25 protein-coding genes and 1 tRNA gene are annotated in these 24577 nt (G+C 70.0%); 17 read left to right on the top strand and 9 right to left on the bottom strand.

Annotated elements, in window-relative coordinates:
- Positions 1-107: 107 nt before the first annotated feature.
- From EDD27_RS32735 to EDD27_RS32705, 7 genes are all read left to right on the top strand, one after another.
- Positions 108-728 (top strand): DUF998 domain-containing protein, encoded by a 621-nt coding sequence (locus tag EDD27_RS32735; protein ID WP_127935824.1) that lies wholly within the window; start codon positions 108-110, stop codon positions 726-728.
- A 40-nt stretch (positions 729-768) separates the two neighbouring features.
- The gene (locus tag EDD27_RS32730) at positions 769-1227 is read left to right on the top strand and encodes a universal stress protein (protein ID WP_127935823.1); all 459 of its coding nucleotides are present in this window, start codon (positions 769-771) and stop codon (positions 1225-1227) included.
- A gap of 177 nt (positions 1228-1404) precedes the next feature.
- A complete protein-coding gene (locus EDD27_RS32725; protein WP_127935822.1) occupies positions 1405-2811 on the top strand; it encodes a methionine--tRNA ligase in 1407 nt (468 codons plus the stop codon).
- A 58-nt stretch (positions 2812-2869) separates the two neighbouring features.
- Positions 2870-3847 carry a phosphotriesterase family protein gene (locus tag EDD27_RS32720; protein WP_127935821.1) on the top strand — a complete coding sequence of 326 codons (978 nt, stop codon included), beginning with the start codon at positions 2870-2872 and terminating at the stop codon, positions 3845-3847.
- A gap of 41 nt (positions 3848-3888) precedes the next feature.
- The gene (locus tag EDD27_RS32715; RefSeq protein ID WP_164903888.1) at positions 3889-4275 is read left to right on the top strand and encodes an STAS domain-containing protein; all 387 of its coding nucleotides are present in this window, start codon (positions 3889-3891) and stop codon (positions 4273-4275) included.
- A 9-nt stretch (positions 4276-4284) separates the two neighbouring features.
- Complete coding sequence (locus EDD27_RS32710; RefSeq protein WP_127935819.1) at positions 4285-5178, top strand: sigma-70 family RNA polymerase sigma factor; 894 nt, start codon at positions 4285-4287, stop codon at positions 5176-5178.
- 146 nt (positions 5179-5324) lie between these two features.
- A complete protein-coding gene (locus EDD27_RS32705) occupies positions 5325-5753 on the top strand; it encodes a hypothetical protein (protein WP_127935818.1) in 429 nt (142 codons plus the stop codon).
- A gap of 38 nt (positions 5754-5791) precedes the next feature.
- Here EDD27_RS32705 and EDD27_RS57975 read toward each other — a convergent pair whose 3' ends face one another.
- Genes EDD27_RS57975 through EDD27_RS32695 form a run of 3 tightly spaced genes read right to left on the bottom strand, consistent with a single transcriptional unit; the run spans position 5792 to position 8843 of the window.
- Positions 5792-5923, bottom strand: a complete 132-nt coding sequence (locus EDD27_RS57975; protein ID WP_277750767.1) for a hypothetical protein — start codon at positions 5921-5923, stop codon at positions 5792-5794.
- A 23-nt stretch (positions 5924-5946) separates the two neighbouring features.
- Positions 5947-7608 (bottom strand): dihydroxy-acid dehydratase, encoded by a 1662-nt coding sequence (gene ilvD / locus EDD27_RS32700; protein WP_127935817.1) that lies wholly within the window; start codon positions 7606-7608, stop codon positions 5947-5949.
- 14 nt (positions 7609-7622) lie between these two features.
- Entirely contained in the window at positions 7623-8843 is a 1221-nt protein-coding gene (locus tag EDD27_RS32695) for a saccharopine dehydrogenase family protein (RefSeq protein WP_127935816.1), read from the bottom strand.
- Between the two features lie 106 nt (positions 8844-8949).
- Between EDD27_RS32695 and EDD27_RS32690 the strand changes: the two genes are divergently transcribed.
- Entirely contained in the window at positions 8950-9648 is a 699-nt protein-coding gene (locus EDD27_RS32690; RefSeq protein ID WP_127935815.1) for a TetR/AcrR family transcriptional regulator, read from the top strand.
- Positions 9649-9663: 15 nt separating this feature from the next.
- Here EDD27_RS32690 and EDD27_RS32685 read toward each other — a convergent pair whose 3' ends face one another.
- Complete coding sequence (locus EDD27_RS32685) at positions 9664-10674, bottom strand: hypothetical protein (protein ID WP_127935814.1); 1011 nt, start codon at positions 10672-10674, stop codon at positions 9664-9666.
- 102 nt (positions 10675-10776) lie between these two features.
- Between EDD27_RS32685 and EDD27_RS32680 the strand changes: the two genes are divergently transcribed.
- On the top strand, positions 10777-11646 hold the full coding sequence (locus EDD27_RS32680) for a hypothetical protein (protein WP_127935813.1): 870 nt from the start codon (positions 10777-10779) through the stop codon (positions 11644-11646).
- A gap of 19 nt (positions 11647-11665) precedes the next feature.
- Positions 11666-11899 carry a hypothetical protein gene (locus tag EDD27_RS32675; protein WP_206641765.1) on the top strand — a complete coding sequence of 78 codons (234 nt, stop codon included), beginning with the start codon at positions 11666-11668 and terminating at the stop codon, positions 11897-11899.
- Positions 11900-12000: 101 nt separating this feature from the next.
- Here EDD27_RS32675 and EDD27_RS32670 read toward each other — a convergent pair whose 3' ends face one another.
- From EDD27_RS32670 to EDD27_RS54700, 5 genes are all read right to left on the bottom strand, one after another.
- Positions 12001-14607, bottom strand: a complete 2607-nt coding sequence (locus EDD27_RS32670; protein ID WP_127935811.1) for a Tex family protein — start codon at positions 14605-14607, stop codon at positions 12001-12003.
- A 27-nt stretch (positions 14608-14634) separates the two neighbouring features.
- Positions 14635-15801, bottom strand: a complete 1167-nt coding sequence (locus EDD27_RS32665; protein ID WP_127935810.1) for an amidohydrolase — start codon at positions 15799-15801, stop codon at positions 14635-14637.
- Between the two features lie 60 nt (positions 15802-15861).
- Entirely contained in the window at positions 15862-16083 is a 222-nt protein-coding gene (locus EDD27_RS32660; RefSeq protein WP_127935809.1) for a hypothetical protein, read from the bottom strand.
- A gap of 17 nt (positions 16084-16100) precedes the next feature.
- Positions 16101-16535: an RpiB/LacA/LacB family sugar-phosphate isomerase gene (locus EDD27_RS32655; RefSeq protein WP_127935808.1), complete on the bottom strand. Its 435-nt coding sequence runs from the start codon at positions 16533-16535 to the stop codon at positions 16101-16103.
- Between the two features lie 32 nt (positions 16536-16567).
- Positions 16568-16640 (bottom strand) — tRNA-Met (locus EDD27_RS54700).
- A 191-nt stretch (positions 16641-16831) separates the two neighbouring features.
- On the opposite strand from EDD27_RS54700, the gene EDD27_RS32650 reads away from it, so the two are divergent.
- The 7 genes from EDD27_RS32650 to EDD27_RS32620 are packed head-to-tail and all read left to right on the top strand — an operon-like array spanning position 16832 to position 24571.
- Complete coding sequence (locus tag EDD27_RS32650) at positions 16832-17926, top strand: DUF917 domain-containing protein (protein ID WP_127935807.1); 1095 nt, start codon at positions 16832-16834, stop codon at positions 17924-17926.
- Positions 17919-19475, top strand: coding sequence for a hydantoinase/oxoprolinase N-terminal domain-containing protein (locus tag EDD27_RS32645; protein WP_127935806.1), 1557 nt, complete (start codon positions 17919-17921; stop codon positions 19473-19475). Before EDD27_RS32650 ends, EDD27_RS32645 begins: the two co-directional genes overlap by 8 nt.
- Positions 19476-19498: 23 nt before the next feature.
- Positions 19499-21106 carry an ABC transporter substrate-binding protein gene (locus EDD27_RS32640; RefSeq protein ID WP_127935805.1) on the top strand — a complete coding sequence of 536 codons (1608 nt, stop codon included), beginning with the start codon at positions 19499-19501 and terminating at the stop codon, positions 21104-21106.
- Positions 21107-21109: 3 nt separating this feature from the next.
- Entirely contained in the window at positions 21110-22126 is a 1017-nt protein-coding gene (locus EDD27_RS32635) for an ABC transporter permease (protein ID WP_127935804.1), read from the top strand.
- On the top strand, positions 22123-22971 hold the full coding sequence (locus EDD27_RS32630; RefSeq protein ID WP_241564374.1) for an ABC transporter permease: 849 nt from the start codon (positions 22123-22125) through the stop codon (positions 22969-22971). Before EDD27_RS32635 ends, EDD27_RS32630 begins: the two co-directional genes overlap by 4 nt.
- On the top strand, positions 22968-23705 hold the full coding sequence (locus EDD27_RS32625) for an ATP-binding cassette domain-containing protein (protein WP_127935803.1): 738 nt from the start codon (positions 22968-22970) through the stop codon (positions 23703-23705). The genes EDD27_RS32630 and EDD27_RS32625 overlap by 4 nt, the downstream gene beginning before the upstream one ends.
- 2 nt (positions 23706-23707) lie before the next feature.
- The gene (locus EDD27_RS32620; RefSeq protein WP_241564870.1) at positions 23708-24571 is read left to right on the top strand and encodes an ABC transporter ATP-binding protein; all 864 of its coding nucleotides are present in this window, start codon (positions 23708-23710) and stop codon (positions 24569-24571) included.
- The last annotated feature ends 6 nt before the right edge of the window (positions 24572-24577 follow it).

Below are 24577 nucleotides of genomic sequence, written 5' to 3'. Positions count from 1 at the left end.
CGAGCCTGGTCCAGGGGTGCCCCGACCTAAGTATTAGGGGATGCTTCAGGGCCGCTTCGGGCCGATCTCCGATACTCGGGAATGCCGCGTTCCACGAGCTTTGAGGCATGAAGGGATTGCTTGTCAGTGGATTCGCGGCCATCGGCATCGGGACCGGCGCCATGCTCACTCTCCACGCGGAGGCCGGCCTCGACCCGTTGCACAGCGTCATCAGCGAGTACGCCTTCCAGGAGTCCGGCTGGCTCCTGCCGGCCTCGCTGACCTTGTTCGCGGTGGGCTCGGCGCTGATCGCGGAGGCCATGCGCCGGACCGGCGTGAACCGCTGGGTCGTGGGGCTGCTGCTGGCCTGGGGTGCGAGCATGTTCCTCATCGGCGCCTTTCCCACCGACCCGCCCGGCCTGCCGCTGTCCCTGTCGGGAGGCATTCACCGGTACGCCGCCTTCGCCGCCTTCCTGGTGATGCCCGTGGCCGGGTTGCTGCTGGTCAAGGCCAGGATCCGGTACGCCAAAGCGATGAAGATCCTGTGTGCGCTGGCGCTCGGCGCGCTCGTGCTGGTCGTCATCCCGTACGTGGTGCGCATGTTCGGCATCCCGCTCACCAACGACGACATCCCGGCCGGGCTGACCCAGCGGGCGGTGGTCGTGACCGAGCTCGGCGTCCTGGCGCTGGCCGGGCTGTCGATGCTCCGGCACTCGCTCGTGGGACGGCCGGCCGTCCGCCAGGCGTGAAAGCCCCAGCCGGGGATAGAGGCCCTGGGAGGTGGCTGAGATGACGATTTTGATCGCGTACGACGGGTCCGACGACGCCAAGGCGGCGATCGCCTTCGCGGGCCAGATCTTGAGAGGCGAGTCCGCCGTCGTGCTGACGGTGTGGGAGCGGCTCGCGACGACCTCGGCGAGGGCGTCGGCCGGGCTCATGATGACCATCGACGGCGACACCGCCGGCGACGAGGCGATCGGCGAGGCGATGCGGAAGCTGGCGCGGCACGGCGCCGACCTGGCCCGGGAGGCCGGGCTGGACGCCGTCCCGCGGTGCGAGGCGGACTCGGTGGCCGTGTGGGCGACGATCGTGGACGTGGCGGACGAGATCGACGCCACCCTCATCGTGACCGGGACCCGAGGCTTGGGCGGGGTGCGCTCGCTCCTGCTCGGCAGCACGTCCGACCGCGTCCTGCACCATACGCACCGGCCGGTCCTGGTGGTCCCCGCCCCGCGCACCAACGCCTGACCGGCGCCGCTGACGGTCATATCGGCTGGCTGGCGCGGCGTGGTGGTGGCTAGGATGGGGGCATGACGATCTCGTTGGTGATGATGGCCCCCTAGGGGGTTTCATCGGCGACGTCTTGTTGAGGCCCTGCGATCCGGGGCCTCACGTCGTGTTCGGGGGCCCCTCGGGAGGCATCCGATGTACATCACGACGACCATCCCCTACGTCAACGCCCGCCCGCACCTCGGGCACGCCCTGGAACTGGTCCAGGGCGACGTGCTGGCCAGACACCATCGGCGGCGCGGCGAACCCGTGCGCTTCCAGACCGGCACCGACGACAACTCGCTGAAGAACGTGCTGGCCGCGGAGGCGGAGGGCGTGCCGGTGCGGGAGTTGGTGGACAGGAACGCGGCCGCGTTCGAGGGGCTGCGCGGTCCGCTGGACCTGTCCTTCGACTCGTTCATCCGGACAAGTAGCCATCCAGGGCACCGTGCCGGGGTCGAGCGAATCTGGCGGGCCGTTCAGCACGACCTCTACCAGCGGCACTACGAAGGGCTCTACTGCGTGGGCTGCGAGCAGTTCTACGCCGAAGGACCCTGCCCCGAAGGGCACCGGGAGCCGCTGCAGCGGGTGTCGGAGGAGAACTGGTTCTTCCGGCTCTCCCGCTACCAGGACGCCCTGAGCGAGCTGATCCGCGGCGGGCGGCTCAGGATCGAGCCGATCGCGCGGCGGAACGAGGTGCTGGCCTTCGTCGAGGCGGGGTTGTCGGACATCAGCGTCTCGCGGTCGGCCGCCCGCGCCCGCGGCTGGGGCATCCCCGTGCCGGGTGATCCCGCCCAGGTCGTCTACGTGTGGTGGGACGCGCTCGCCAACTACATCACCGCGCTGGACGGCGATGGCGACTACGAGCGGTGGTGGGCCGAGGAGCGGCGCAAGGTGCACCTCATGGGCAAGGGCGTGATCAGGTTCCACGCCGTGTACTGGCCCGCGATGTTGTTGTCCGCCGGGCTGCCGCTGCCCACGGAGATCTTCGTGCACGACTACCTCACGGTGGCCGGGCAGAAGATCAGCAAGTCGTCGGGCGGCGCGGTCGATCCCGTGGCGCTCGTGGACACGTACGGCGTGGACGCCGTGCGGTGGTGGCTGCTGCGCGAGGTGCCGCGCGTGGGCGACGCCGACTTCACCGAGGAACGCCTGATCGCCAGGGCCGACGAAGACCTGGCCAACGGGCTGGGGAACCTCGTCAACCGGGTCGCCACCATGGTCTGCCGCTTCCTTGACGGCCACGTGCCCGAACCCGCCGAGAACCTGGCCGACGTATCCGGCACGGTGCACCAGGCGCTGGATGACTACGACTTCCGGCGCGCGGCCGCAGCCGTGTGGACGATCGTCGAGGAGGCCAACCGGTACGTCGAACGCACCCGCCCCTGGCAACAGGAGCGGGCCGGGCAAGAGGCGTCGCTGGGCACGCTCGTGCACGCCTGCCGGGCGCTGGCCGGACACCTGGAGCCGTTCCTGCCCACGGCGGCGGCCCGGGTGGCCGCGGCGGTGAGCGGCGCGCGCCTGGCCCGGCCCAAGCCCCTCTACCCCAGAGTCGCTGGTTGACGGCGGTCGTGCGGCAGCCTAGGTTGGCGCACACCGACCAGCCGGTATGGAGGCTTTCATGCCCACCGTCAACACCGTCCGCGGCCCGGTGGACGTCGACGACCTCGGTCAGACCCTGATGCACGAGCACATCTTCTTCATGGCCACCGAGCACCTGGACAACTACGGCAGGGGCGCCTGGTGGGACGAGGAATACCGGGTGGCGGACGCGATCGCCAAGCTCAACGCCGTGACCGCGAAGGGCGTGCGGACACTCGTCGACCCGACGGTGTGGGGCCTCGGCAGGTACATCCCGCGTATCCAGCGCATCGCGGAGCACGTGCCGGGCCTGAACATCATCGTCGCGACCGGCATCTACTCCTTCGAGGAACTGCCGCACCAGTACGAGCACCGCGGCCCCGGCCTGCTCATGGACATACCCGACCCGATGATCGACGACTTCGTCCGCGACCTCACCGACGGCATCGCCGACACCGGGGTGAAGGCGGCGTTCCTGAAGTGCGTGGTCGAGGCAAAAGGCCTGACCCCCGGCGTCGAGCGCATCTGCCGGGCGGTCGCGCAGGCCCACCTGCGCACCGGCGCGCCGATCACCGTCCACACGAACTCCTTCACCCAGAGCGGGCTGATCGCGCTGGACCTGTTCGCCAAGGAAGGAGTGGACCTGACGAAGGTGGTCGTCGGGCACGCGGGCGACAGCAACGACCTCGGCTACCTCATGCGGCTGGCCGACACCGGCGCGACGCTCGGGATGGACAGATTCGGCCTGGACGTCTACAACCCGACCGCGCAGCGCGTGGCCACGATCGCGGCGTTGTGCGAGCGTGGATACGCCGACCGCATGGTGCTCAGCCACGACGCCGCCTGCTTCATGGACTACTTCGGCGGCGCCTGGGACGAGGCCCACGCCACGCTCGCGCCCAACTGGCGCTACGATCACATTCACGACGACGTCTTGGCCGCACTGCTGGACTCGGGTGTGACCGATGAGCAGATTGAGCAGATGCTGGTGTTCAACCCGAAGCGCTACTTCTCGTAAAGTGGTTGGATCGGGAGAGCGACGCGGGTAGGTGGAGCTGGGTGACTTCGGAGCAGGCCTTGTCGATCAGCCTCGGGCTCCAGGGACCCTGCGTCATTGCGCGATTGACGGGGGACTTCGACTTCGGCTCCGCGGCGGAGGTCCGTGACCGGGTCACCAAGGCCCTCGACCTGACCCAGCCCCCGCTTCTCGTCATCGACATGCAGGCCGTCAGCGTGTGCGACTCCTCAGGGCTGTCCGTGCTGGTCTACCTGCACAAGGCCGTCACGGCTTCAGGCGGCCGGCTGCTGCTGTCCGGGCTCAACGGCAGGTGCAAGCACCTGTTCGCGATCACCGCGCTGGACAAGTTCTTCGACATCCGCAGCACAGCCGAGCTGGCCATCGCCGAACTCAACGACGACGGGAATTCGCCGCCGTTTACCGGGTAGTTCCCGGGCATGTCGTCCGAAGAGCCCGATCTGCTCGGCATGTATCTGGAGCAGATCGGAAAGACCCCCTTGCTCTCCGCCGCGGACGAAGTCGACCTCGCCCGGCGGATCGAGGCAGGCCTCTACGCGGGCCATCTGATCGAGCGCGGCGCCGGCACGCCCGAGCTCGAACTCGTCGCACTCGATGGGCAACGCGCCAAGGACCTGCTGATCAGGTCCAACCTCCGGCTGGTGGTGGCCACCGCCAGACGCTACGCCTTCCGGGGGTTGCCGCTGCTCGACGTCATCCAGGAGGGCAATCTGGGGCTGATCAGGGCGGTGGAGAAGTTCGACTACCGGCGGGGATACAAGTTCTCCACGTACGGGATGTGGTGGATCCGCCAGGCCATCGAGCGCGGCATCCACGACAAGAGCCGCATCGTCCGGCTGCCGATCCACGTGGCGGAGGAGCTGTCGCGGCTGATCAGGGTCGAGCGGCAGCTCGCCGCGGAGCTGGGGAGGGAACCGGCCGACGCCGAGCTCGCCGAGGCTGCCGATCGCTCGCCGGAGCAGGTCGCCTCGTTACGTGTGCTCGCGCAGGAGATGGTCAGTCTGGACATCCCGGTCGGCGAGCACGGGGAGGGCCGGATCGGGGACATGATCGCCGACGAGGACGGGGTGCAGGTGCAGGAGGCGACCGAGCGCCGGGCGATGAGCGACGAGCTTTACCAGGTGGTCACGATGCTGCCGCCGCGTGAGGCGTTCATCATCAGCCTCAGGTACGGCCTCAGTGGTCAGCAGGTCCAGACGTACACCGAGATCGGCGAGCAACTGGGCCTGACCAGGGAAAGGATCCGCCAGCTGGAGAAGCAGGCGCTGAAACGGCTCAGGCAGGGAGGGCCGCTGCTGGCGTGGGCCTCGTAACCCCATAAGGCCGATATAAGCGAATAACCGTTTCGTATCGGATCATCGCCCTCAAATGTGGATCAGTCCGTATTCCTGATAGTAGTCGGACCGGTACGAGTCGCTGCCGACAGGGGGGAGCGACCATCTTCTGCACAGGGGGCAGAATGATCAAGAGTCTTGCCGGCACGGTCTTAGTGGCGGCTGCCGCGACCACGCTCATGGCCGCACCGGCCGCCGCGTCCTCCTCATCGTCCGGCGTGGACGCTTCGACGTCGGCCACCGGCGCGCAGCTGATCCGCACCAAGAGCTACTGGGGTCACTGCGAGGAGACCTGCCGGATCAAGGTCCGGATCAAGAACATCTCGGGCAAGCGGCTCTTCAACGTCAAGCTCAACGTGAAGCTGCGCATCAACGGCAGGAAGGCCGGCGCCTGCTACGACTACGTCGGCTCGATCCGGCCGTACGGGGTGGGCTGGGCCAGCTGCACCGTGCGCACGCGCACGCTGGCCAACATGTGGAACGACTTCCTCGACTACCGAGGTCGTTACTACAAGTACGCCAGCACGTACGTGGCCTACAGGTATTACCGCTGAGTGAAGGCGGGCCGGGCCTTCGGCTCGGCCCGCACGGCTCACGCGGTGACGAGGAGCGCTACCCCGATCAGCACGGCGACCGGGACCAGCCACATCACGGCCTCGACAGCGAACTCCTTGTACATCGCGTAAGTCTCCTCTGGAACGCCCTCTCCGGGCACTGCCGACACGTCAATGGGCAGCATAGCCGCCGTCACACGGTGACCGCGCCGTCGGAGGCGGAGCCGACCGTCGCGACGTACTTCGCCAGCACCCCTCGCTCCACCGGCCGTTCGGGCCGCTGCCATGCGGCCCGGCGCTCGGCCAGCTCCGCCTCGGGCACCAGCAGGTCGATCGTCCCGGCAGCGCTGTCGATGACCACCGTGTCCCCGTCCCGCACCAGCGCGATCGGCCCGCCGCGGTACGCCTCCGGCGTCACGTGCCCGATCACCAGGCCGTGCGAGACGCCGCTGAAGCGCCCGTCGGTGACCAGCGCCACGGACGAGCCGAGGCCCCGGCCGACGAGCGGGCCGGTGATCGAGAGCATCTCGCGCATGCCGGGGCCGCCCGCCGGGCCCTCGTACCGGACGACGATCACGTCGCCGGCCACGATCCGGCCCTCCTGGATGGCGTCGTAACAGGAGTCCTCGGAGTCGAACACCCGGGCCGGGCCCTCATGCCGGAAGTCGCTCTTGCCGCCCAGCTTGAGCACGCAGCCGTCGGGCGCCAGCGTGCCGCGCAGGATGGCCAGCGCGCCGTGCCGCTTGAACGGCCGCTCCACGCTCGCCACGACCTCCTGCCCCGGCGTCTCGTGGGCCGCACCGGCGACGTCGACGAGCCTGCGGCCGTCCACCAGCGTGACGTTCTCGCGCAGCAGCCCGGCTGCCAGCAGCCGGCGCGCCACCAGCGACGTGCCCCCTGCCCGCCACAGGTCGAGTGCCGTGTGGTCGCCGCCGCTCGGCTTGAGGCCCGTGATGATCGGGACCTCGCGGCAGACCTCGCCGATCCTGTCGATCTCCAGCGGCAGCCCGGCCTCGCGGGCGATGGCCAGCAGGTGCAGCACCGCGTTGGTCGAGCCGCCCATGGCCGCCACCGACACGATCGCGTTGTGCAGGGCGTCCTCGGTGAGCACGCGGGACGGGCGGGCGTCGCGGGCCAGCGCGTCCATGGCGATCTCGCCCACCCGGTACGCCGCGGCGTTCTTCTCCGCGGCCACCGCCGGGATGTCGCCCACGCCGAACGGCGCGAGCCCCAGGAAGTCGGCGACGCTGCCCATGGTGTTGGCGGTGTACTGGGCGGCGCAGGTGCCCGCGCCCGGGCAGGCGTGCTTGGCCAGGTCGTCCAGCTCGGACTGGTCCAGGCGGCCGACGGCACGCTCGCCCAGCGCCTCCCACATGTCCTGGATCGTCACGTCCCGCCCGCGCCACCGGCCCGGCATCATGCTGCCGCTGTAGAGGATCACGGACGGCACGTCCAGCCGGGCCAGCGCCATGATCGCCGCGGGCACGGTCTTGTCGCAGCCCACGATCGCGACGATGGCGTCGAAACCGTGCGCCCGGCCCATCAGCTCGATCGAGTCCGCGATGACCTCGCGGCTGACCAGCGACGTGCGCATGCCCGGCGTGTGCATGGTGAGGTTGTCGGAGACCGCGATGGTGTTGAACTCCATCGGCATGCCGCCTGCCGCCCGCACCCCCTCGGCCACGTGGGCGGCCAGCTCGCGGTGGGTGAGATTGCAGGGCATGGTGCCGGTCCAGGTGGAGGCGATGCCCACCACCGGGCGGCGCATCTCCTCCTCCGACATTCCCATGGCGTAGAGGTGAGAGCGGGCGGGTGCGCGGTCAGGATCGTCGGCGATGGTGTTTCTGGTTGTCACATGTCCATGATTCCTCACTGCTCCCGTATGCCCCATGGTGAGTCGTACTGCACCAGCAGGTCCAGGAACGGGCGCGGCTCGAACGCCTCGGGACCCAGCACGCCCGTGCCCTTCCAGACCCCGCTCGCCAGCAGTTCCAGCGCGATCACCGGGTTGACGGCGGTCTGCCAGACCACGGCCTGGGAACCGTACTCGCGCATCGACCACTGGTTGTCCACCACGTGGTACAGGTACACCTCGCGCGGCCGGCCGTCCTTGAGTCCCTTCACCCAGGTGCCGGCGCAGGTCTTGCCGTGCATACGGTCGCCGAGCCCGGCCGGGTCGGGCAGGACCGCTGCGACCACGTCGCGCGGCGCCACCCGGGCCGTGCCTTGATCGGTCCTGACGGGGACCGGCTCGGTGCTGTCCACGCCGAGCGCGTGCAGGGTCTTGAGCGTGCCGATGAACTCCTCGCCGAGGCCGTACTTGAAGGTGACCTTCCGCGCCGGGATCCACCGGGGGACGAGCAGCACCTCCTCGTGCTCGACGTTCACGCACTCGACCGGGCCGATGCCTTCGGGGAAGTCGAAGACCTCCGGCTCGCTGAACGGCTCCGTCGTGTACCAGCCGCGGTCCTTTTCATAGATGACCGGCGGGTTCAGGCACTCCTCGATCGTGGTCCAGATGGAGAACGACGGGGCGAACTCGTAGCCGTCGACGGTGAGGTTGGCGCCGTCCCTGATGCCGATCTCCTCGATCTCGTCGAAGAGCTCGTCGGCGGCGTACCTGGCGAACACGTCGGCGAGCCCCGGCTCCACGCCCATGCCGACCAGCGCCAGCCTGCCTTTCCCCGTCCACTCCTTTTCCCTGGCGAACTGCTCGTCGCCCAGCTTGACGCCGACCTCCTCGTACGGGCGCTCCGGGTGCGGCTTCGACATCGACATGGCCATGTCGAGGTAGTCGACGCCGGCGGCCAGCGCCGCCTCGAACAGCGGCAACACGAAACGCGGGTCGGTGGCGTTGAGCAGCACGTCGCACGCGTGTTCATGGAGCAGTGCGGTGACGGCCGCGGCGTCGGCGGCGTCGATCCTGGCGGGGGTGAACCTGGTCGCGTGCTCGCCCAGTGCGGCGACGGCCGCCTTGGCGCGGGGGAGGTCGTAGTCGGCGACCACCATGTGGTCGAAGAACGGGCGGCGAGCGGCGATCCGCGTGATGGCGGTTCCCACCCCGCCGGCTCCTACGAGAAGGATACGCATGACAATAATCCTTTTATCCGCTTTATCCGCTTTTGAGTGGCTGTGTCCTTCATCCAACTCGACTACGCTCATCAACGTCAATGGCGTTGGCATAAGGAGGGCTTCGATGCCGAAACGGGTGGTGCCCGAGGCGGGCCGGCGGCGGCGCCGCCCCACCAAACAGGGCCAGGTCCTCACCCACCAGCTCATCGTCGAGACCGCGCTGCGCATGTTGCGTGAGCACGGCGCGGCCGGCCTGACCGCCCGGCGCCTCGGTCTCGCCCTGGGCGCCGATGCCAGCACCGTCTACCGCTACTTCCGCGGCATGGACGACCTCATCCTGGCCATCGCCGACGAGCTGATCGCCCACGCCATGGCCGGCTGGCGGTCCACCGGCGACTGGCGATCCGACCTCCGCGAGCTCGGGCTGCGCATCCATCACGCCTACCTGGCCCACCCCCAGGCCGCAGTCCTGACCGCCAGTCGCGTCACGGGACTCCCGAACGAGGTGGCGGCAGACGAGACGATCCTCGGCGTCCTGCGCGGCGCGGGCTTCCCGGACGCCGACGCGGTGCGCATCTACCACGCCTTCATCGACCAGAGCCTGGCCTTCTCCATCCTCGACGCCGCCACGCTGGCCCTGCCCGCGGCCGCGCGGGAGGCCGACGAGGAGGTGTGGCGGGACACGTACGCCCGCCTGCCCGCCGCCACCCACCCCAACATCGCCGCCACGGCACCGCTGCTGGTGGCCCGCATGAACAACAGCGTCTACCCGACGGCCCTCGACATGCTCCTGTCCAGCGCGGCAGCCCAGCTCACCAGGTGATGCGGAGCCGTACGGTCAGAGGCGGCCCTGAGCGATGCGTTTGGCGAGCCCGGCCAGGGAGTCGTCGGCCATGAGGGCAGGCAGGCGCGGCGCGTCCTCGTCGATGTGACGCAGCACGGCAGGGTGATCGCCCGAGAAGCGGCTCCAGGCGCGCACCACCTCCGGCATCGCGGCGATGGCCGCGTCCGACATGATCGCCTCCCGGGGCAACCATGACGTCAGGAACTGCGACACCCTTACCGGACTCCACCACAGCGGGCGGTCCCCGAGGAACTCCACCAGCTTCTCGAACGCCTCCCGCGCCCCTGGCAGGTCCGGCAGCTCATCGAATCGGACCGCGGTGTCGTCACCCGCCCCGCGGATGAGCCCCGGCACCGTGCGGGCTCTGGCGATCGCCAGCGGGCGGACCTCCGGCAGCGTGTCGGCGACCGCCGCACCCATGATCCGGTCACCCAGCTCGAACGCGTCCAGGATCCGGCCCGCGACCACCTGCGGCTCCGCCGCGTCCAGGTGCAGGTCGTCGAGGAACTTCGGCTCCTCCACCACCGCGTCGACCGCTATCCCGCCGTTCGGCTGATCGATCCCCACGACGAGGATGTGCGGCTCCTTGCTGTTCTCGTACCGGAAGGACAGGACCGCCAGGACCTGCTCACCGTACGGGTCGGCCTTGCCGTACCAGGCGCCCTCGCACGTCACCCGGCCCATCCGGCTGACCCATGTCGGCAGTGTGTCGATCAGCCCTTCCGCGGCCCGCGCGTACGCCTCCGAGTCATCGGCCTCGGCCGTGCCGGCGGATGGGACGGCACCGCTGGGCGAAGGGGTCGGGTTGACCGCCGCCAGAGCCACGAGCGTGAGCCGTGCCTCCGCCGTGCCGTCCTCCGCAAGCTCCCGCAGGAACGCAGGGACCAGGGCCTGATCCAGGCTCGCCGTGAGCCGCGCAGCCCATAGCTCCGTTCGCAGCGGAGAATGCCACCTGAGCAGGTCGCGGGCCTGGGCGATCGCCTTGGTAAACGCTGATGTGCTCACCATCCGACCGTATCTCTCGACGGTGGTCTGGCGACCACCGCGTTTGTCCGGCAGAGCTTTCGAAAACCGTCGCGACTCAGCGTTATTGAATGCTAACGTTCCGTGCATGCCTTCCCCCAGCATGAGGCACTCCATCGCATCTTCCGCGACAATCCGGGGCTGTTCTCTCATGCCTTCAAGATGCTCAACATCGACTTCCCGATCTCGTGCGAAGTCGCTGTCGTCGACACCGACCTCACGGAGATCACGCCGATCGAGCGGCGCTGCGACACGGTGATGCTGCTCAAGACCCCGTGGGGCGCCAAGCACGTGATCATCGGCGAGTCCCAAATGCGGCCGGACGACGACAAGATCGCCGCATGGGCCTACTACCTCAGCTACGCGCACATCAAGTTCGAGTGTCCGGTGGTGCTCCTGGTGATCTGCCAGGACGAGGCCACGGCCAAATGGGCTCGCGAACCGAAGCGCATCGGCCTGGCCGGCCACCCGTGCCTGATCGTCTACCCCATCGTGCTCGGCCCCGACAACGTGCCCCAGATCACCGATCCGGCCGAGGCGTGCACGGACGTGGTGCTCGCCATGTTCTCAGCGCTCACACACGCGCGATCTCCCAAGGTCAATGCCATACTGGAAGCCCTGGACGTCGCGCTGAACACTGTCGACACCGACACCGCCCAATACATCGCCGAGCAAACGGAAATAGGTCTCGGAGCCGGCCTGGCTCGACAGACCTGGAGGCGTCTGATGACCATGCAGAACTACCGATTCAAGTCCGAGTTCGCCGAGATCCTCCGCAGCGAGGGCGAGGCTCGCGGCGAAGCTAAGTCCGTGCTGAGGATCCTGAAGCGGCGTGGCATCCCCGTCACGAAGTCCGTCCAGGAGCGGATCCTGGGGTGCACGGACCTCGCCCTGCTCGAGACCTGGCTCGACCGGTCTCTCGAGGTCACCACTGCTGAGGAACTCTTCGACTGATCCCGGCTCAGCGATGACCATGAAGAACTACCGATTCAAGTCCGAGTTCGCGGAGATGCTGCGTGAAGAGGGACGGGCCGAGGGACGGGCCGAGGGCGAAGCCAAGGTCGTGCTGAGGATCCTGGAGCGACGCGGCATCCCTGTCATGGACTCGGTTCGGGAGCGGATCCTGAGGTGCACGGACCTCGCCCTGCTCGAGACCTGGTTCGACCGGTCTCTCGAGGTCACCACCGCCGAGGAACTCTTCGACTGATTCCGCTAGGGAGCAGCAGATGTAGGCCGTGACGCCAGGCGATCAAGGCGCCGATGAGCGGAGTGCCTGGGCGGTTGTCGCCCAGGCGCCCCCTGACTGGCTCAGCGTCCGTTGTCGCCGGTGAGGCCGGCCTTGCGGAGGGCCTCAGCCATGGCGCCCATCGGGGCCTGGCGGTCCTGGCGGCGCTGACCGCCGCGCTGGCCGTCTCCGCGCCCGCGCTGCCCGCCGTCGACGTTGCCGCGCTGGCCCGATCCGCGCTGCCCGTCACCACGGCCGCCCTGGCCCTGGCCGTCGCCACGGTCGCCTCGACCTTGGCCGCGCTGACCCTCCCCACGGCCGCCGCCCTGGCCCGCCCCGCGTGGAGCATCGCCACGGCTGCCCTGGCCGCGACCGCGTGGGCCGCCGTCGCCCCGGGCACCTTCGCCACGGCCGCCTTCGCCTCGACCGCTGTCGCCGCGCCCAGCGTCACCCCGGCCGCCGTCTACGCGGGCGCCGTCTACGCGGGCGCCGTCACCGCGGGCGCCGCCTTGACGGCCGGGTGAGCGGTGGGAGCCGTCTCCGGCGGTGGTCTCGTCCTCCAGGCGCAGGGTCAGCGAGATGCGCTTGCGGGGGATGTCCACGTCCAGCACCTTGACGCGGACGATGTCGCCCGGCTTGACCACGTCACGCGGGTCCTTGACGTAGGTGCGGGACATGGCCGACACATGGACAAGACCGTCCTGGTGCACGCCGACGTCCACGAACGCACCGAACGCGGCCACGTTGGTGACGACACCCTCCAGGATCATCCCGGACGTCAGGTCGGAGATCTTCTCGATCCCCTCCTTGAACGTGGCGGTCTTGAAGGCGGGACGCGGGTCGCGGCCCGGCTTTTCCAGCTCCCGCAGGATGTCGGTGACCGTCGGCAGGCCGAACGTCTCGTCGGTGAAGTCCTGCGGCTTGATCGACCGCAGCGCCACCGTGTTGCCGATCAACGACTTGAGGTCGGTCTGGACCGAGGTGAGGATGCGGCGGACCACCGGGTACGCCTCCGGGTGCACGCTGGAGACGTCGAGCGGGTCGTCGCCGCCCCGGATGCGCAGGAAGCCCGCGCACTGCTCGAACGCCTTGGGCCCGAGCCGCGGCACCTCCTTCAGTGCCGACCGCGTACGGAACGGGCCGTTGGCGTCGCGGTGGCGCACGATGCTCTCGGCCAGCGTGGACCCGATGCCCGACACCCGCGTGAGCAGCGGCGCCGACGCGGTGTTGACGTCGACGCCGACGGCGTTGACGCAGTCCTCGACCACCGCGTCCAGCGAACGCGACAACTTCGACTCGGCGAGGTCGTGCTGGTATTGGCCGACGCCGATCGACTTGGGATCGATCTTGACCAGCTCGGCCAGCGGGTCCTGCAGCCGGCGGGCGATGGAGACGGCGCCACGCAGCGACACGTCGAGCTCCGGCAACTCCTGCGACGCGTACGCGGACGCGGAGTAGACCGACGCCCCGGCCTCCGAGACCACGATCTTCGTCAGCCCCGGCATGAGCTTGACCAGCTCACCGGCCAGCTTGTCGGTCTCGCGGGAGGCCGTGCCGTTGCCGATGGCGATCAGCTCGACCCCGTGCCGCTGCGCCAGCGCGCCCAGCACGGCGAGCGACTGGTCCCACTGCCGCTTGGGCTCGTGCGGGTAGATGGTGGCGGTGTCGACGACCTTGCCGGTGGCGTCAACCACGGCCACCTTCACCCCGGTGCGGAGTCCCGGGTCCAGCCCCATGGTCGTGCGGCTGCCGGCCGGCGCGGCGAGCAGCAGGTCGCGCAGGTTGGCCGCGAACACCCGCACGGCCTCCTCCTCGGCCGCCTGCCACAACCGCATGCGCAGGTCGATGCCCAGATGCACGAGGATGCGGGTGCGCCAGGCCCACCGCACGGTCTCGGTCAGCCACTTGTCGGCCGGCCGTCCCTGGTCGGCGACGCCGAACCGGGAGGCGATGCGCAGCTCGTAGTCGGGGCTGTCGTCCGGCTCCAGCGTGACGGACAGCACCTCTTCCTTCTCGCCGCGGAACATCGCGAGGATCCGGTGCGAGGGCAGCTTCGTGAACGGCTCGCCGAACTCGAAGTAGTCGGAGAACTTGGCCCCCGCCTCCTCCTTGCCTTCGCGCACCTTCGACACCAGCTGCCCGCGGCTCCAGAACTGCTCCCGGAGCTCGCCGATGAGGTCGGCGTCCTCGGCGAACCGCTCGATCAGGATCGCCCTGGCCCCTTCCAGCGCCGCGCCCGCGTCCGCGACGCCCTCGGTCACGAAGCCCTCGGCGACGGCCAGCGGGCTCAGCGTCGGGTCGGCCAGCAACTGGTCGGCCAGCGGCTCCAGCCCCAGCTCGCGGGCGATCTGCGCCTTCGTGCGCCGCTTGGGCTTGTAAGGCAGGTAGATGTCCTCGAGCCTGGCCTTGGTCTCGGCCGCCATGATCTGCTCGCGCAGCTGGTCGTCGAGCTTGCCCTGGGATTCGATCGACTCCAGGATCGCCGTGCGGCGCTCCTCCAGCTCGCGAAGGTAGCGAAGCCGCTCCTCCAGCGTGCGCAGCTGCGCGTCGTCGAGCGCGCCGGTGGCCTCTTTGCGGTATCGCGCGATGAACGGCACGGTCGCGCCGCCGTCGAGCAACTCGACGGCCGCCTGCACCTGCCCGTCGCGTACGCCGAGCTCTGCCGCGATCCGCTGGTGTATAGAGAGCACTTGCCTGCCTTTCGATGGTCCCGCCGGTCAATTGTGCAGGACGACGCCGTCCTTCATGACCAGAGTGCGCGCAGGGTGAACGACGACCGCCTCCGCCGCGCTCGCGCACGGCACCACGACCAGGTCGGCCCGGTCGCCCTCGGTGAGCCCGTAGCCCTCCAGCCCCAGCACGCGGGCGCCGCCGTAGGTGGCGGCCTCCAGCGCCAGCTCGATGTCCGCGTCCCTGCGGAACGTGCTGCGGTATGCGACGTGCATGGCCCGCTCCAGCATGTCGCCACTGCCGTAAGGGCCCCACAGGTCCCTGATGCCGTCGTGACCGCACGCCACGGTGACGCCCGCGGCGCGCAGTTTCTTCACCGGCGGCACCGGAAAGCTGTAGACGGCCGCGGTCGCCAGCGCCACGCCCGCCTCGGCGAAGCCCTGGATCAGCCGGTCCTGGTAGGCGTCGTCGAGCTGGCCGAGCGCGTAAGCGTGGCTGACCGTGACCCGGCCGCCCAGTCCCAGCACCTTGGTGCGCTCGCTGATCAGCTCCAGCTCCCACCCGCCCAGCGAGCCGCCGTCGTGCAGGTGGATGTCCACATGCGCGCCGTAGCGCTCGGCCAGACCGAAGATCAGGTCGAGATGGCGCACGGGGTCACGGTCGATGCCCGCGGGATCGAGCCCGCCGACCGCCTCGACACCGCTCTTCAGCGCCTCTTCGAGCAGCTCCGCCGTGCCCGGATTGATGAGCAGGCCGTGCTGCGGGAAGGCCACCTGACGCACCTCGACGGGGGAGCGGGCGGCGGCCTCGCGCACGGCCTCCACGCCGCGCAGCCCGACCAGCGGGTCGATGTCGGTGTGGGTGCGCACATGGGTGGTGCCCGCCGCGCTCATGCGCTCCAGCAGCGCGCCGATCCGCTCCACGCTCGGAACGCCGAGCTCGGCCCGCCTGCCCAGATCGTTGCCGATGCGGCCGGCCAGCGTGTCGTCGGCCGAGTGGGGCACCCACGGCCCGCCGTAGAGGGTCTTGTCGAGGTGGCAGTGCGCCTCGACCAGGCCGGGCAGCACCAGCTGCCCCGCGATGTCCACGACCAGGGCGTCGTCCCGTGCGTCGATGCCCTGGCCGACGTGGTGGATCAGGCCGTCGCGGACGAGGATGTCAGCGGCAGCCCCGAGCCCCCAGGGGAGCCCGCCGCGCAGCAGCACGTCGGTCATGCCAAGCACCCTAGACGCCCGGGCCGACGATTTCCGTGTCTACGCCGTGACCGTTCCCGGTCAGTCGGGGCGGCGGGCGAAAAGCTCAAGGTGGTTGCAGTAATGGCAGCGATAGGCTTCGATCTCCCACTTCCGCCTGCCCATCAGCTTGGCCCCGCCGAAGACCCCGCGCTCCAGAGCGCCCTCGACCCACCGGGCGAACCCCTTGGCGCTCTCGCCCGAATCCATGAACCCGGCCTCCAGCCCCTCTTCACCACAGTGCGTGCAGTGTAAGTCGGCCATGCCGGAGAGCCTAATGCTCAGATCTCGTCCAGGTGGGACACGTTGGCGACGTCGGCGGAGTCCGTGCTCGGCCGTCCCTCCAGCCAGGCGTCGAGGATCTCGTCGAGCACCACGTCGGAGGTGAGCCGCAGGCTGAGCGCCAGCACGTTGGCGTCGTTCCACTTGCGGGCCCCGTCGGCGGTGTAGGCGTCGACGCAGAGCGCGGCCCGCACGCCGGGCACCTTGTTCGCCGCGATCGACGCGCCCGTCCCGGTCCAGCAGCACACGACCGCCTGGTCGGCCCGCCCCTCGCTCACGTCCCTGGCGGCCAGCTCCGAGGCCCACGCCCAGTCGTCGCGCTCCTCGTCGTTGAGCGCGCCGTGCGTCACCACCTCGTGCCCGCGCTTGCGCAGCTCCGTCACGACCCGCTCGGCCACGCCGTCCTTGCTGTCGGCGGCCACCGAAATCCGCATGACACCAGCGTGCCACGGCATGGGGAGACTCGTAGCGGGTGCGGGGATCGAACCCGCCTGAAACGACTTATGAAATCGCCGGGCACACCAGCGCCCCCACCCGCCTGAGCGACGGGCAGGGTCCTGGAGGTCAGGACACGCCCGTACGGTGCCGCATGCGCATTCGCCCGCTGTTCATGGCCTCGATCCTGCCGGTCGCCACCGCGACCGCGCAACGGATTTGCCGGCGCCCACACGTGCCGGACTGGCGAATTGAGGCCCCATATGGTTGGTTGAGTCGCCAAATGAGCATTGATGTGAGCGATATTCCGGCGTTAGCCCGAGGGTGCGCCGTTCTGGGCACCGGCGGCGGAGGCGACGTGCGTACCGGGTCGTTGGCCGCCGCACGGGCCATCCGCGAGTACGGCGAGGTGCCGCTGGTCCGGCTGGCCGATCTGGCGGACGACGCGCTGATCATGCCGTTGTCGGGGATCGGGGCGCCGACCGTCAGCCACGAGATGATCCACAGCGAGGACGAGCCCAAGCGCATCGCCGAGGAGGTCGAGCGCCTCTTCGGCCGCCCGCCCAGCGCGGTCATGTCGTCCGAGATCGGCGGCTCCAACGGCGTCGCCCCGGTCGCCTGGGCCGCGCAGCTCGGGTTGCCGCTGCTCGACGCCGACGGCATGGGGCGGGCCTTTCCTGAGGTCCAGATGGTGTCGATGTACGTGGCGGGGCTGCCGGCCGACCTGGTGATCATGACCGACGTCGCGGGGAACGTGGTCACGATCCGCCCGGTCGACGGCCTGTGGTCGGAGCGGCTGGCCAGGGCCGTGTGCGTGGCGGCTGGGTCGTCCGCGCTCATGGCCGACTACGTGCTCCCGGCCGCGCGGGCGCGGGGCGCGGTCATCGAGGGCACGGTCACCCGCGCGCTCGAGATCGGCCGGGCCACCGAGGGCGCCTCACCGACGGGGGCCCAGGCGGCCGGGCGCTCGCCGGCCGACCCCCTGGGCGCGCTGCGGGATCGGCTCGGCGCCGCCCGGCTGATCACCGGCAAGCTGACCGACGTCGAGCGGCGCACCATGGGCGGCTTCGTACGAGGCACGGCCACGATCGAGGGCACCGGCCACGACCGGGGCCGCACCCTCACCCTGGAACTCCAGAACGAGAACCTGGTCGCCGTCGAGAACGGCCGGGTCCTGGCCATGGTTCCCGATCTGATCACGGTGGTGGACACCGAGACCGCCGGCGCCATCCAGACCGAGGGCCTCAGGTACGGCCAGCGGGTGACGGTGCTCGCCTGGCCGTGCGACCCGCTCTGGCGTACTTCCAAGGGTCTGGAGACGGCCGGGCCGAGGGCGTTCGGGTACGAGCTGGACTACGTTCCTGTCGAGGAGCTGACGGCACATGGCTGACCTGCCGGAGCTCGGGATCGGGATCGACGTCGGAGGCACGAACACCGACGCGGTCATGCTCGACGCCCAGGGACGGGTGATCGCCAAGGCGAAGCGCCCGACGACCCCGGAGGTGACCGAGGGGCTGCGGGCCGCGCTCGACGCGGTCCTGGCGGAGCTCGGGGACGCGCAGCACCGGGTCACCCGCGTCATGCTCGGCACGACGCACGCGACCAACGCGATCCTGGAGCGCCGCAACCTGGGGCGGGTGGCCGTGCTGCGGCTCGGCGCGCCGGCCACCACCTCTGTGCCCCCGCTGTCCGGCTGGCCGGATGACCTGCGCAAGGCCGTCTCGGCGGGCGAGACGATCGTGGCCGGCGGCCATTACGTGGACGGCAGGGAGATCCGCCCGCCGGACCTCGGCGCGATCCGCCGTTTCCTGGACGGCGTCGACGCGGACGCCGTGGCCGTCACCAGCGTGTTCAGCCCGGCAGGCGGCGAGCACGAGCGCCTGGTCGAGGAGCTGGTCCGGGCCGAGTACGGCCTGCCGGTCTCGCTCAGCCACGAGATCGGCTCGCTCGGGCTGCTCGAACGCGAGAACGCCACCGTGCTCAACGCCGCCCTGTACGGTGTCGCCGCCCACGTGACCGGCGCCCTGGTCGCCGCCCTGGCCGAGCGCGACCTACGAGCCCGGCCGTACCTGGCCCAGAACGACGGCACGCTCATGACGCTGGAGCACGCCGCGCGACTGCCCGTGTCGACGATCGGATCGGGCCCGGCGAACTCGCTGCGCGGGGCCGCGTACCTGTCGGGGGTGACGGACGCGATCGTGGTCGACGTGGGTGGCACCTCCACCGACCTGGGGGTGCTGGCCGGCGGGTTCCCGAGGGAGTCGGCGGCGGCGGTCGAGATCGGCGGTGTGCTGACCAACTTCCGCATGCCGGACATCCTGGCCATCGCGCTCGGCGGCGGGACCGTGGTGAGAGAGCAGGGGATCGGCCCGGACTCGGTCGGCTACCGGATCGTCCGGGAGGCGCTGGTGTTCGGCGGGAGCACGGCGACGATGACCGACGCCGCCGTGGCGGCCGGACGTACCCCGCCCGGCGAGCCCGGCTGGCGCGCCCGCCTGGGTGACATGTCGGAAGGAATCGCCGACATGCTGGAAAGGGCGGTAGCCGTCGCGGACGAGATGGTGATCGACGCGGTGGACAGGATGGCGCTCGGCAAATCCGACAGACCGCTGGTCGCGGTGGGTGGCGGCGCGTTCGTCCTGCCGGAGCGCGTCCCCGGCGCGGGACCGGTGATCCGCCCCCAGCACGCCGAAGTGGCCAATGCCGTGGGCGCCGCGATCGCACTGGCGAGCGGCAGAGTCGATACGATCTTGCCTGCGGGAGATAGCCGGTCAGAAGCCATCGAAAAGGCCAAGGAGGAGGCCGCGGCGCGCGCCGTGGCGGCGGGGGCGGACCCCTCCGCGGTCGAGATCGTCGATCTCCTCGAGGTGCCGCTGAGCTACCTCTCCGAGCCCGCCGTGCGGGTACACGTCAAAGCAGCCGGACCCCTAGCCCGGTGAATGACCGAAAGGATCCCCCCACCATGCGCTGGCACAAGCGTCTGCTCGTGGCCGGAGTCACCGGTGTCTTGGCCCTGACCGCATCCGCGTGCGCGGGCGGCCAGGTGCGCGGCGCCGGCGGGACGCCACAGCCGCAGGCGAGCGGCAGCCAGTCGGCGGCCGCGCAGGCCAACGACAGCACGTTCGTCTACGCGCCCAATCTCGACGTGGTCACCGACTGGGACCCGGCGACCTCCTACTCCAACGAGATCGTCGCCCTGTCGAACATCTACGAGGGCCTGACCAGGTACAACTCGGAGACCCGCAAGGCCGAGCCGCGCCTGGCCACCGAGTGGACCTCGGCGAACGACGGCAAGGAGTGGACGTTCAAACTGCGGCAGGGTGTGAAGTTCCACTCCGGCGCCACGATGGACGCCGAGGCCGCGAAGAAGGCCATCGAGCGCACGATCGAGAAGAAGGGCGGCGCCGCCTACATCTGGGACGCGGTCGACACGATCGAGGCCGTGGACGCGTCCACGCTGAAGTTCACGCTCAAGTACGCCACGCCGCTCGACCTCGTCGCCTCCTCCGGCTACGCGGCCTACATCTACGACGTGAACGCCGTGGATCCCGACGGCAAGACGACGGCGGGCACCGGACCGTACACGATCGACTCCTGGCAGAAGGGCAAGGAGACCGAGCTCACGCTGAAGGCGTTCGAGGGCTATTGGGGTGGCTGGAAGCCGGAGCAGTACAAGAAGGTCGCCTTCCGCGTCACGCCGGAGATCACCACGGCCTGGCAGTTGCTGCAGAACGGCGAGGTGAACTTCGTCCAGCGGCTGAACCCGCAGCTCTTCCAGCAGGCCGGCACGACCGCGAAGGTGCAGACCGCGCAGGTGCCGTCGTTCCAGAACCTGCTCGTGTTGTTCAACACCGCATCAGGGCCGACGAAGGACGTGCGGGTACGGCAGGCGCTGCAGGCGGCGATCGACTACGACGGCCTGATCGCCGCGCTCAAGGGCTCGGGCACGAAGGCCAGCGGCCTGGTGCCGCAGGGCCTGCTCGGCCACGCCGCGGGCATGGAGCCCAAGCAGGACCTGGCCAAGGCGCAGGAGTTGCTGGCGCAGGCCGGGTACGGCCCCGACCTCCCCGAGCTCAAGCTCAGCCTCACCTACGCCCAGGGCGACGAGGACCAGAAGCTGCTGGTCACACTGCTCAGCTCGGCGCTGAAGAAGCTGAACGTGACTCTGCAGGCCAAGCCCATGAGCTGGAACGCGCAGTGGGATCTGGGCAAGAAGCAGGGGCAGGACATCTTCGTCATGTACTGGTATCCGGACTACCCGGACGCCTACTCCTGGTTCGTGAACGTCTTCAAGAGCGCAGAGAAGCCGCAGTTCAACCTTTCCTACCTGAAGAACGCCGGGATCGACGCGGCCATCGACGCGTTGCCGCAGCTCACGGCCACCGATGAGCTCAAGGCGGACATGGCGTACCAGGATCTGCAGAAGAAGATCATCCAGGAGCAGGCGGCGGTGGCGGTGCCGTACGTGCAGACCTACCAGCGCGCGCTCACGGACGACGTCCAGGGATACGTGGACAATCCCGCCTATCCCAACGTGGTGTTCTTCTACGACCTCAAGCGCGCAACCTGACTCATGGCGCGCTATCTGGCCCGCCGGCTCGGCCAGGCCCTCCTGGTCGTGGCCGGCGTGGTCATGCTCACGTTCGCCGTCATGCGGCTGGTGCCCGGCGATCCCGCGGTCGCGTTCGCCGGGCCGAAGGCCACGCCCGAGCAGCTCGCCGCGGCGCGGGAGCGGTTCGGGCTCGACGACCCGATCCCGCTGCAGTTCGTGAACTACGTGCGTGATCTGTTCACCGGCGACTGGGGGACCAGCCTGCGGACCCGGCAGCCCGTGCGCGACGACCTGTATCTCGCTTTCCCGGCCTCCCTGGAGCTCGTCGGGGCGGCGCTGGTGGTCGCGGTCGTCGTGGGCCTCCCGCTCGGGGTGCTGGCCGCCCGCTACAAGATGAGCTTTCCGGACTTCGGGGTGCGGTTCACCAGCATGCTCGCGGTCTCCGTGCCGGTCTTCTGGCTGGCCCTGACCATGCAGCTGGTGTTCGCAAGTCACCTGGGCTGGTTCCCCATCGCCGGCGAGTACGACTCCTCCCTCGACACCACCAGCCCCCTCACCCTCTGGACGAACATCACCATCGTCGACGCCCTCATCACCGGCAACTGGCCGATCTTCACGAGCACCCTCGAACACCTGGTGCTGCCCGCCCTCGTCGTGGCCGCCTATCCGACGGGCGTGATAGCACAGATGGCCAGGGCGGCCCTCATCGAGGAGTCCGGGCAGGACCACGCCAGGCTGGAGCGCGCGCTCGGCTTCGGCGAGACGTCGATCCTGACCAAGTTCGCCCTGAGACCGGCGCTGAGCCCGGTCCTGTCGCTCATCGCCCTGGTGTTCGCCTACTCGATCGTGAACGGCTTCCTGGTCGAGGCCGTCTTCAACTGGCCGGGGCTGGGCCGGTACGCCGCCGAGTCGATCAAGTCGCTGGACACCCCTGCCATCGCCGGCGTCACCCTCCTGGTCGCCCTCGTCTACACCCTGGCCAACCTGATCGTGGATCTGCTGCAGGGTCTCGTCGATCCACGGGTGAGGGCACGATGACCGCCACGGAGGCGCCGCTGCGGCGCACGCTTCCCAGGATCCCTCACCGGTTCGCGGCCTTCGGAGCGGCGCTCATCGTGGTCGTCGTGCTGGCGTCGATCCTGGCGCCGTGGCTCGCGCCGTACCCGGACGAGCCGAACCCGCTGGAATTGACGCAGCCGCCGAGCGGCGCGCACTGGTTCGGCACCGACAACGTCGGACGGGACGTGCTCACCCGGGTCCTGTACGGCGGACGCACATCGTTGTTCATCGCCGTCGCCGTGCTGGCCGTCTCGGCGGTGGCCGGGGTGACGCTCGGCGTGGTGGCCGGGTACGCGGGCGGCTGGATCAGGGACGTGATCATGCGGGTCACGGACGTGTTCCTGGCCTTCCCCGCCTTGCTGCTCTCCCTGACCCTGGCGGTCGTGCTGCAGCCCAGCGTTAACACCGTCGTGCTGGCCATCGCCGTGACCTGGTGGCCCTGGTACACACGGTTGTCCGCCTCGGTGGCCGCGTCGGTCGCCACGCGGAGCTACGTGGACGCCGCCCGGTGCCTCGGCGTGCCGGCGCCGCTGATCATCCTCAGGCACGTGGTGCCGAACTCGCTCACCCCCGTCCTGGTCCAGGTCTCGCTGGACGCGGGCGGGGTGATCCTGACCTCGGCGGCGCTGTCGTACCTGGGGCTGGGTGCGCAGGAGCCGACGGCCGAGTGGGGGCTGATGGTGCAGCAGGGCCAGTCGCTCTTCACCACGAAGTGGTGGGTCGTGACCTTCCCCGGGCTGGCGATCCTGGTGACGGCGTTCGCGTTCAACGTGCTCGGCGAGGGGCTCAGGAACGCCCTCGACCCGCGAAGGGCGGTCAAGTGATCGAGGTACGCGACCTTCGCGTCAGTTACGGGGGACGAGTCGTCGCCGACGTTCCCGAGCTGGACGTGGGGGAGGGCGAGTGCGTGGCGATCGTGGGGGAGAGCGGATCCGGCAAGTCGACCACCCTCCTGTCCCTCCTGGGCCTCACCTCGGATGCTGAAATTTCGGGACATGTCATGGTCTGCGGGGTCGACGTGCTGACCGCCCCGCCCCGCCGCCTCCGCGAGATCCGCGGGGCCAAAGCCGCCCTGGTGATGCAGTCGCCACAGGCCGCGCTGAGCCCCGCCACCCGGCTCGGCGTCCTCATGCGCCGCACGCTCAGGCTCCACGGCAGGGACGCCACGGAGCAGGTCATGGCGGAGGCCATGGAGTCCGTGCTGCTCGACCCGGACCTCCTGCGCCGCTACCCGCACGAGGTCTCCGGCGGCCAGGCCCAGCGCTTCGCCATCGCGCTGGCCATCGCCCTGGGCGCCGAGGTGATCCTCGCCGACGAGCCCACGAGCGCCCTCGACGTGACCGTGCAGGCCGAGGTGGTGGGCGTGCTGCGCAGGCTACGGGCCGAGCGGGGCCTGGCGCTGCTGCTCGTCTCCCACGATCTGGCCCTGGTGTCCACGATCGCCGACCGGGTGCTCGTCATGAAGGACGGCGCGGTGGTCGAGTCGGGGCCGGCGGCGGACGTGCTCGCCGCGCCGTCCCATCCGTACACGCGCGAGTTGCTGGAGGCGCTGCCGTGACCATGCTGAGGGCCGAGCGGGTGACGCTCGGGTACGGCAAGCGCGCGGTCGTGCACGACGTGAGCCTGGACGTCACGGAGGGCGGAGTCGGCCTGATCGGGGAGAGCGGCTCCGGCAAGACCACGCTGGCGCGGGCGTTCCTGGGCCTCCTCGCCCCTATGTCCGGGGCCATCTGGTACGGCGACCAGACCCTGAAAAATGCGGACATGCGGGCGTTCCGCAGGGACGTCCAGCCCGTCTTCCAGGCCGAGGCCCTCGACCCCCGGATGCGTATCGGCTCCTCCATAGCCGAGGCACTCCCCAGAGGAGAGCGAGCCAGAGTAGGGCAGTTGCTCGAACAGGTCGGCCTGGACGCGACCCTGGCCGCCCGGCGGCCGCACCAGCTTTCCGGTGGCCAGCGCCAGCGCGTCGTGATCGCCAGGGCCCTGGCCGTCGGCCCCCGCCTGCTCATCCTGGACGAGCCCACCAGCGCACTCGACGTGACGGTCCAGGCCAGGATCCTCGACCTGCTGGCGGGCCTGGACACCGAGCGCCTGCTCATCACCCACAACCTCGCGGTCGTGGAGCGGCTGTGCCGCACCTCCCACGTGCTGTTCGCGGGCCGCGTCGTCGAGTCCGGGCCCACGAGAGAGCTCCTGGCCGCGCCCGCCCACCCGTACACCAAGGCCCTGCGTGACGCGGTGCCCAAGCTGGGAGGCGCCCCGCCCGAGGCCAAGGGGCGGACGGAGGCCGTGCCGGCGGCGACGGGCTGCGCGTACCGGCTGCGCTGCCCGATCGCCGTGCCGGAGTGCGAGCAGGCGCCGCCGCTCAGGGACGTGGGCGGCGGCCGTCAGGCCGCCTGCCACCTCGCCGGGGACGTCACCTAGCGGCCC

This window comes from Nonomuraea polychroma (assembly GCF_004011505.1).
GTDB classification, from domain to species: domain Bacteria; phylum Actinomycetota; class Actinomycetes; order Streptosporangiales; family Streptosporangiaceae; genus Nonomuraea; species Nonomuraea polychroma.
Note: the sequence above shows the minus strand (reverse complement) of the source record. Positions and strands in the feature narration are given on the sequence as shown.

Bases quoted from the DNA above. Each gene is read 5' to 3' on its own strand.
- EDD27_RS32655 (WP_127935808.1), bottom strand. From the start codon at position 16,535: ATGCGGATTTCGGTGGCCGCCGACAGCAAGGACGGCGTGGCCGAGCGG.
- EDD27_RS32620 (WP_241564870.1), top strand. From the start codon at position 23,708: ATGCTGAGGGCCGAGCGGGTGACGCTCGGGTACGGCAAGCGCGCGGTC.
- EDD27_RS32645 (WP_127935806.1), top strand. From the start codon at position 17,919: ATGGCTGACCTGCCGGAGCTCGGGATCGGGATCGACGTCGGAGGCACG.
- EDD27_RS32640 (WP_127935805.1), top strand. From the start codon at position 19,499: ATGCGCTGGCACAAGCGTCTGCTCGTGGCCGGAGTCACCGGTGTCTTG.
- EDD27_RS32690 (WP_127935815.1), top strand. From the start codon at position 8,950: ATGCCGAAACGGGTGGTGCCCGAGGCGGGCCGGCGGCGGCGCCGCCCC.
- EDD27_RS32710 (WP_127935819.1), top strand. From the start codon at position 4,285: ATGTCGTCCGAAGAGCCCGATCTGCTCGGCATGTATCTGGAGCAGATC.
- EDD27_RS32695 (WP_127935816.1), bottom strand. From the start codon at position 8,843: ATGCGTATCCTTCTCGTAGGAGCCGGCGGGGTGGGAACCGCCATCACG.
- EDD27_RS32665 (WP_127935810.1), bottom strand. From the start codon at position 15,801: ATGACCGACGTGCTGCTGCGCGGCGGGCTCCCCTGGGGGCTCGGGGCT.
- EDD27_RS32675 (WP_206641765.1), top strand. From the start codon at position 11,666: ATGAAGAACTACCGATTCAAGTCCGAGTTCGCGGAGATGCTGCGTGAA.
- EDD27_RS32705 (WP_127935818.1), top strand. From the start codon at position 5,325: ATGATCAAGAGTCTTGCCGGCACGGTCTTAGTGGCGGCTGCCGCGACC.
- EDD27_RS32730 (WP_127935823.1), top strand. From the start codon at position 769: ATGACGATTTTGATCGCGTACGACGGGTCCGACGACGCCAAGGCGGCG.
- EDD27_RS32660 (WP_127935809.1), bottom strand. From the start codon at position 16,083: ATGGCCGACTTACACTGCACGCACTGTGGTGAAGAGGGGCTGGAGGCC.
- EDD27_RS32635 (WP_127935804.1), top strand. From the start codon at position 21,110: ATGGCGCGCTATCTGGCCCGCCGGCTCGGCCAGGCCCTCCTGGTCGTG.
- EDD27_RS32725 (WP_127935822.1), top strand. From the start codon at position 1,405: ATGTACATCACGACGACCATCCCCTACGTCAACGCCCGCCCGCACCTC.
- EDD27_RS32630 (WP_241564374.1), top strand. From the start codon at position 22,123: ATGACCGCCACGGAGGCGCCGCTGCGGCGCACGCTTCCCAGGATCCCT.
- EDD27_RS32720 (WP_127935821.1), top strand. From the start codon at position 2,870: ATGCCCACCGTCAACACCGTCCGCGGCCCGGTGGACGTCGACGACCTC.
- EDD27_RS32735 (WP_127935824.1), top strand. From the start codon at position 108: ATGAAGGGATTGCTTGTCAGTGGATTCGCGGCCATCGGCATCGGGACC.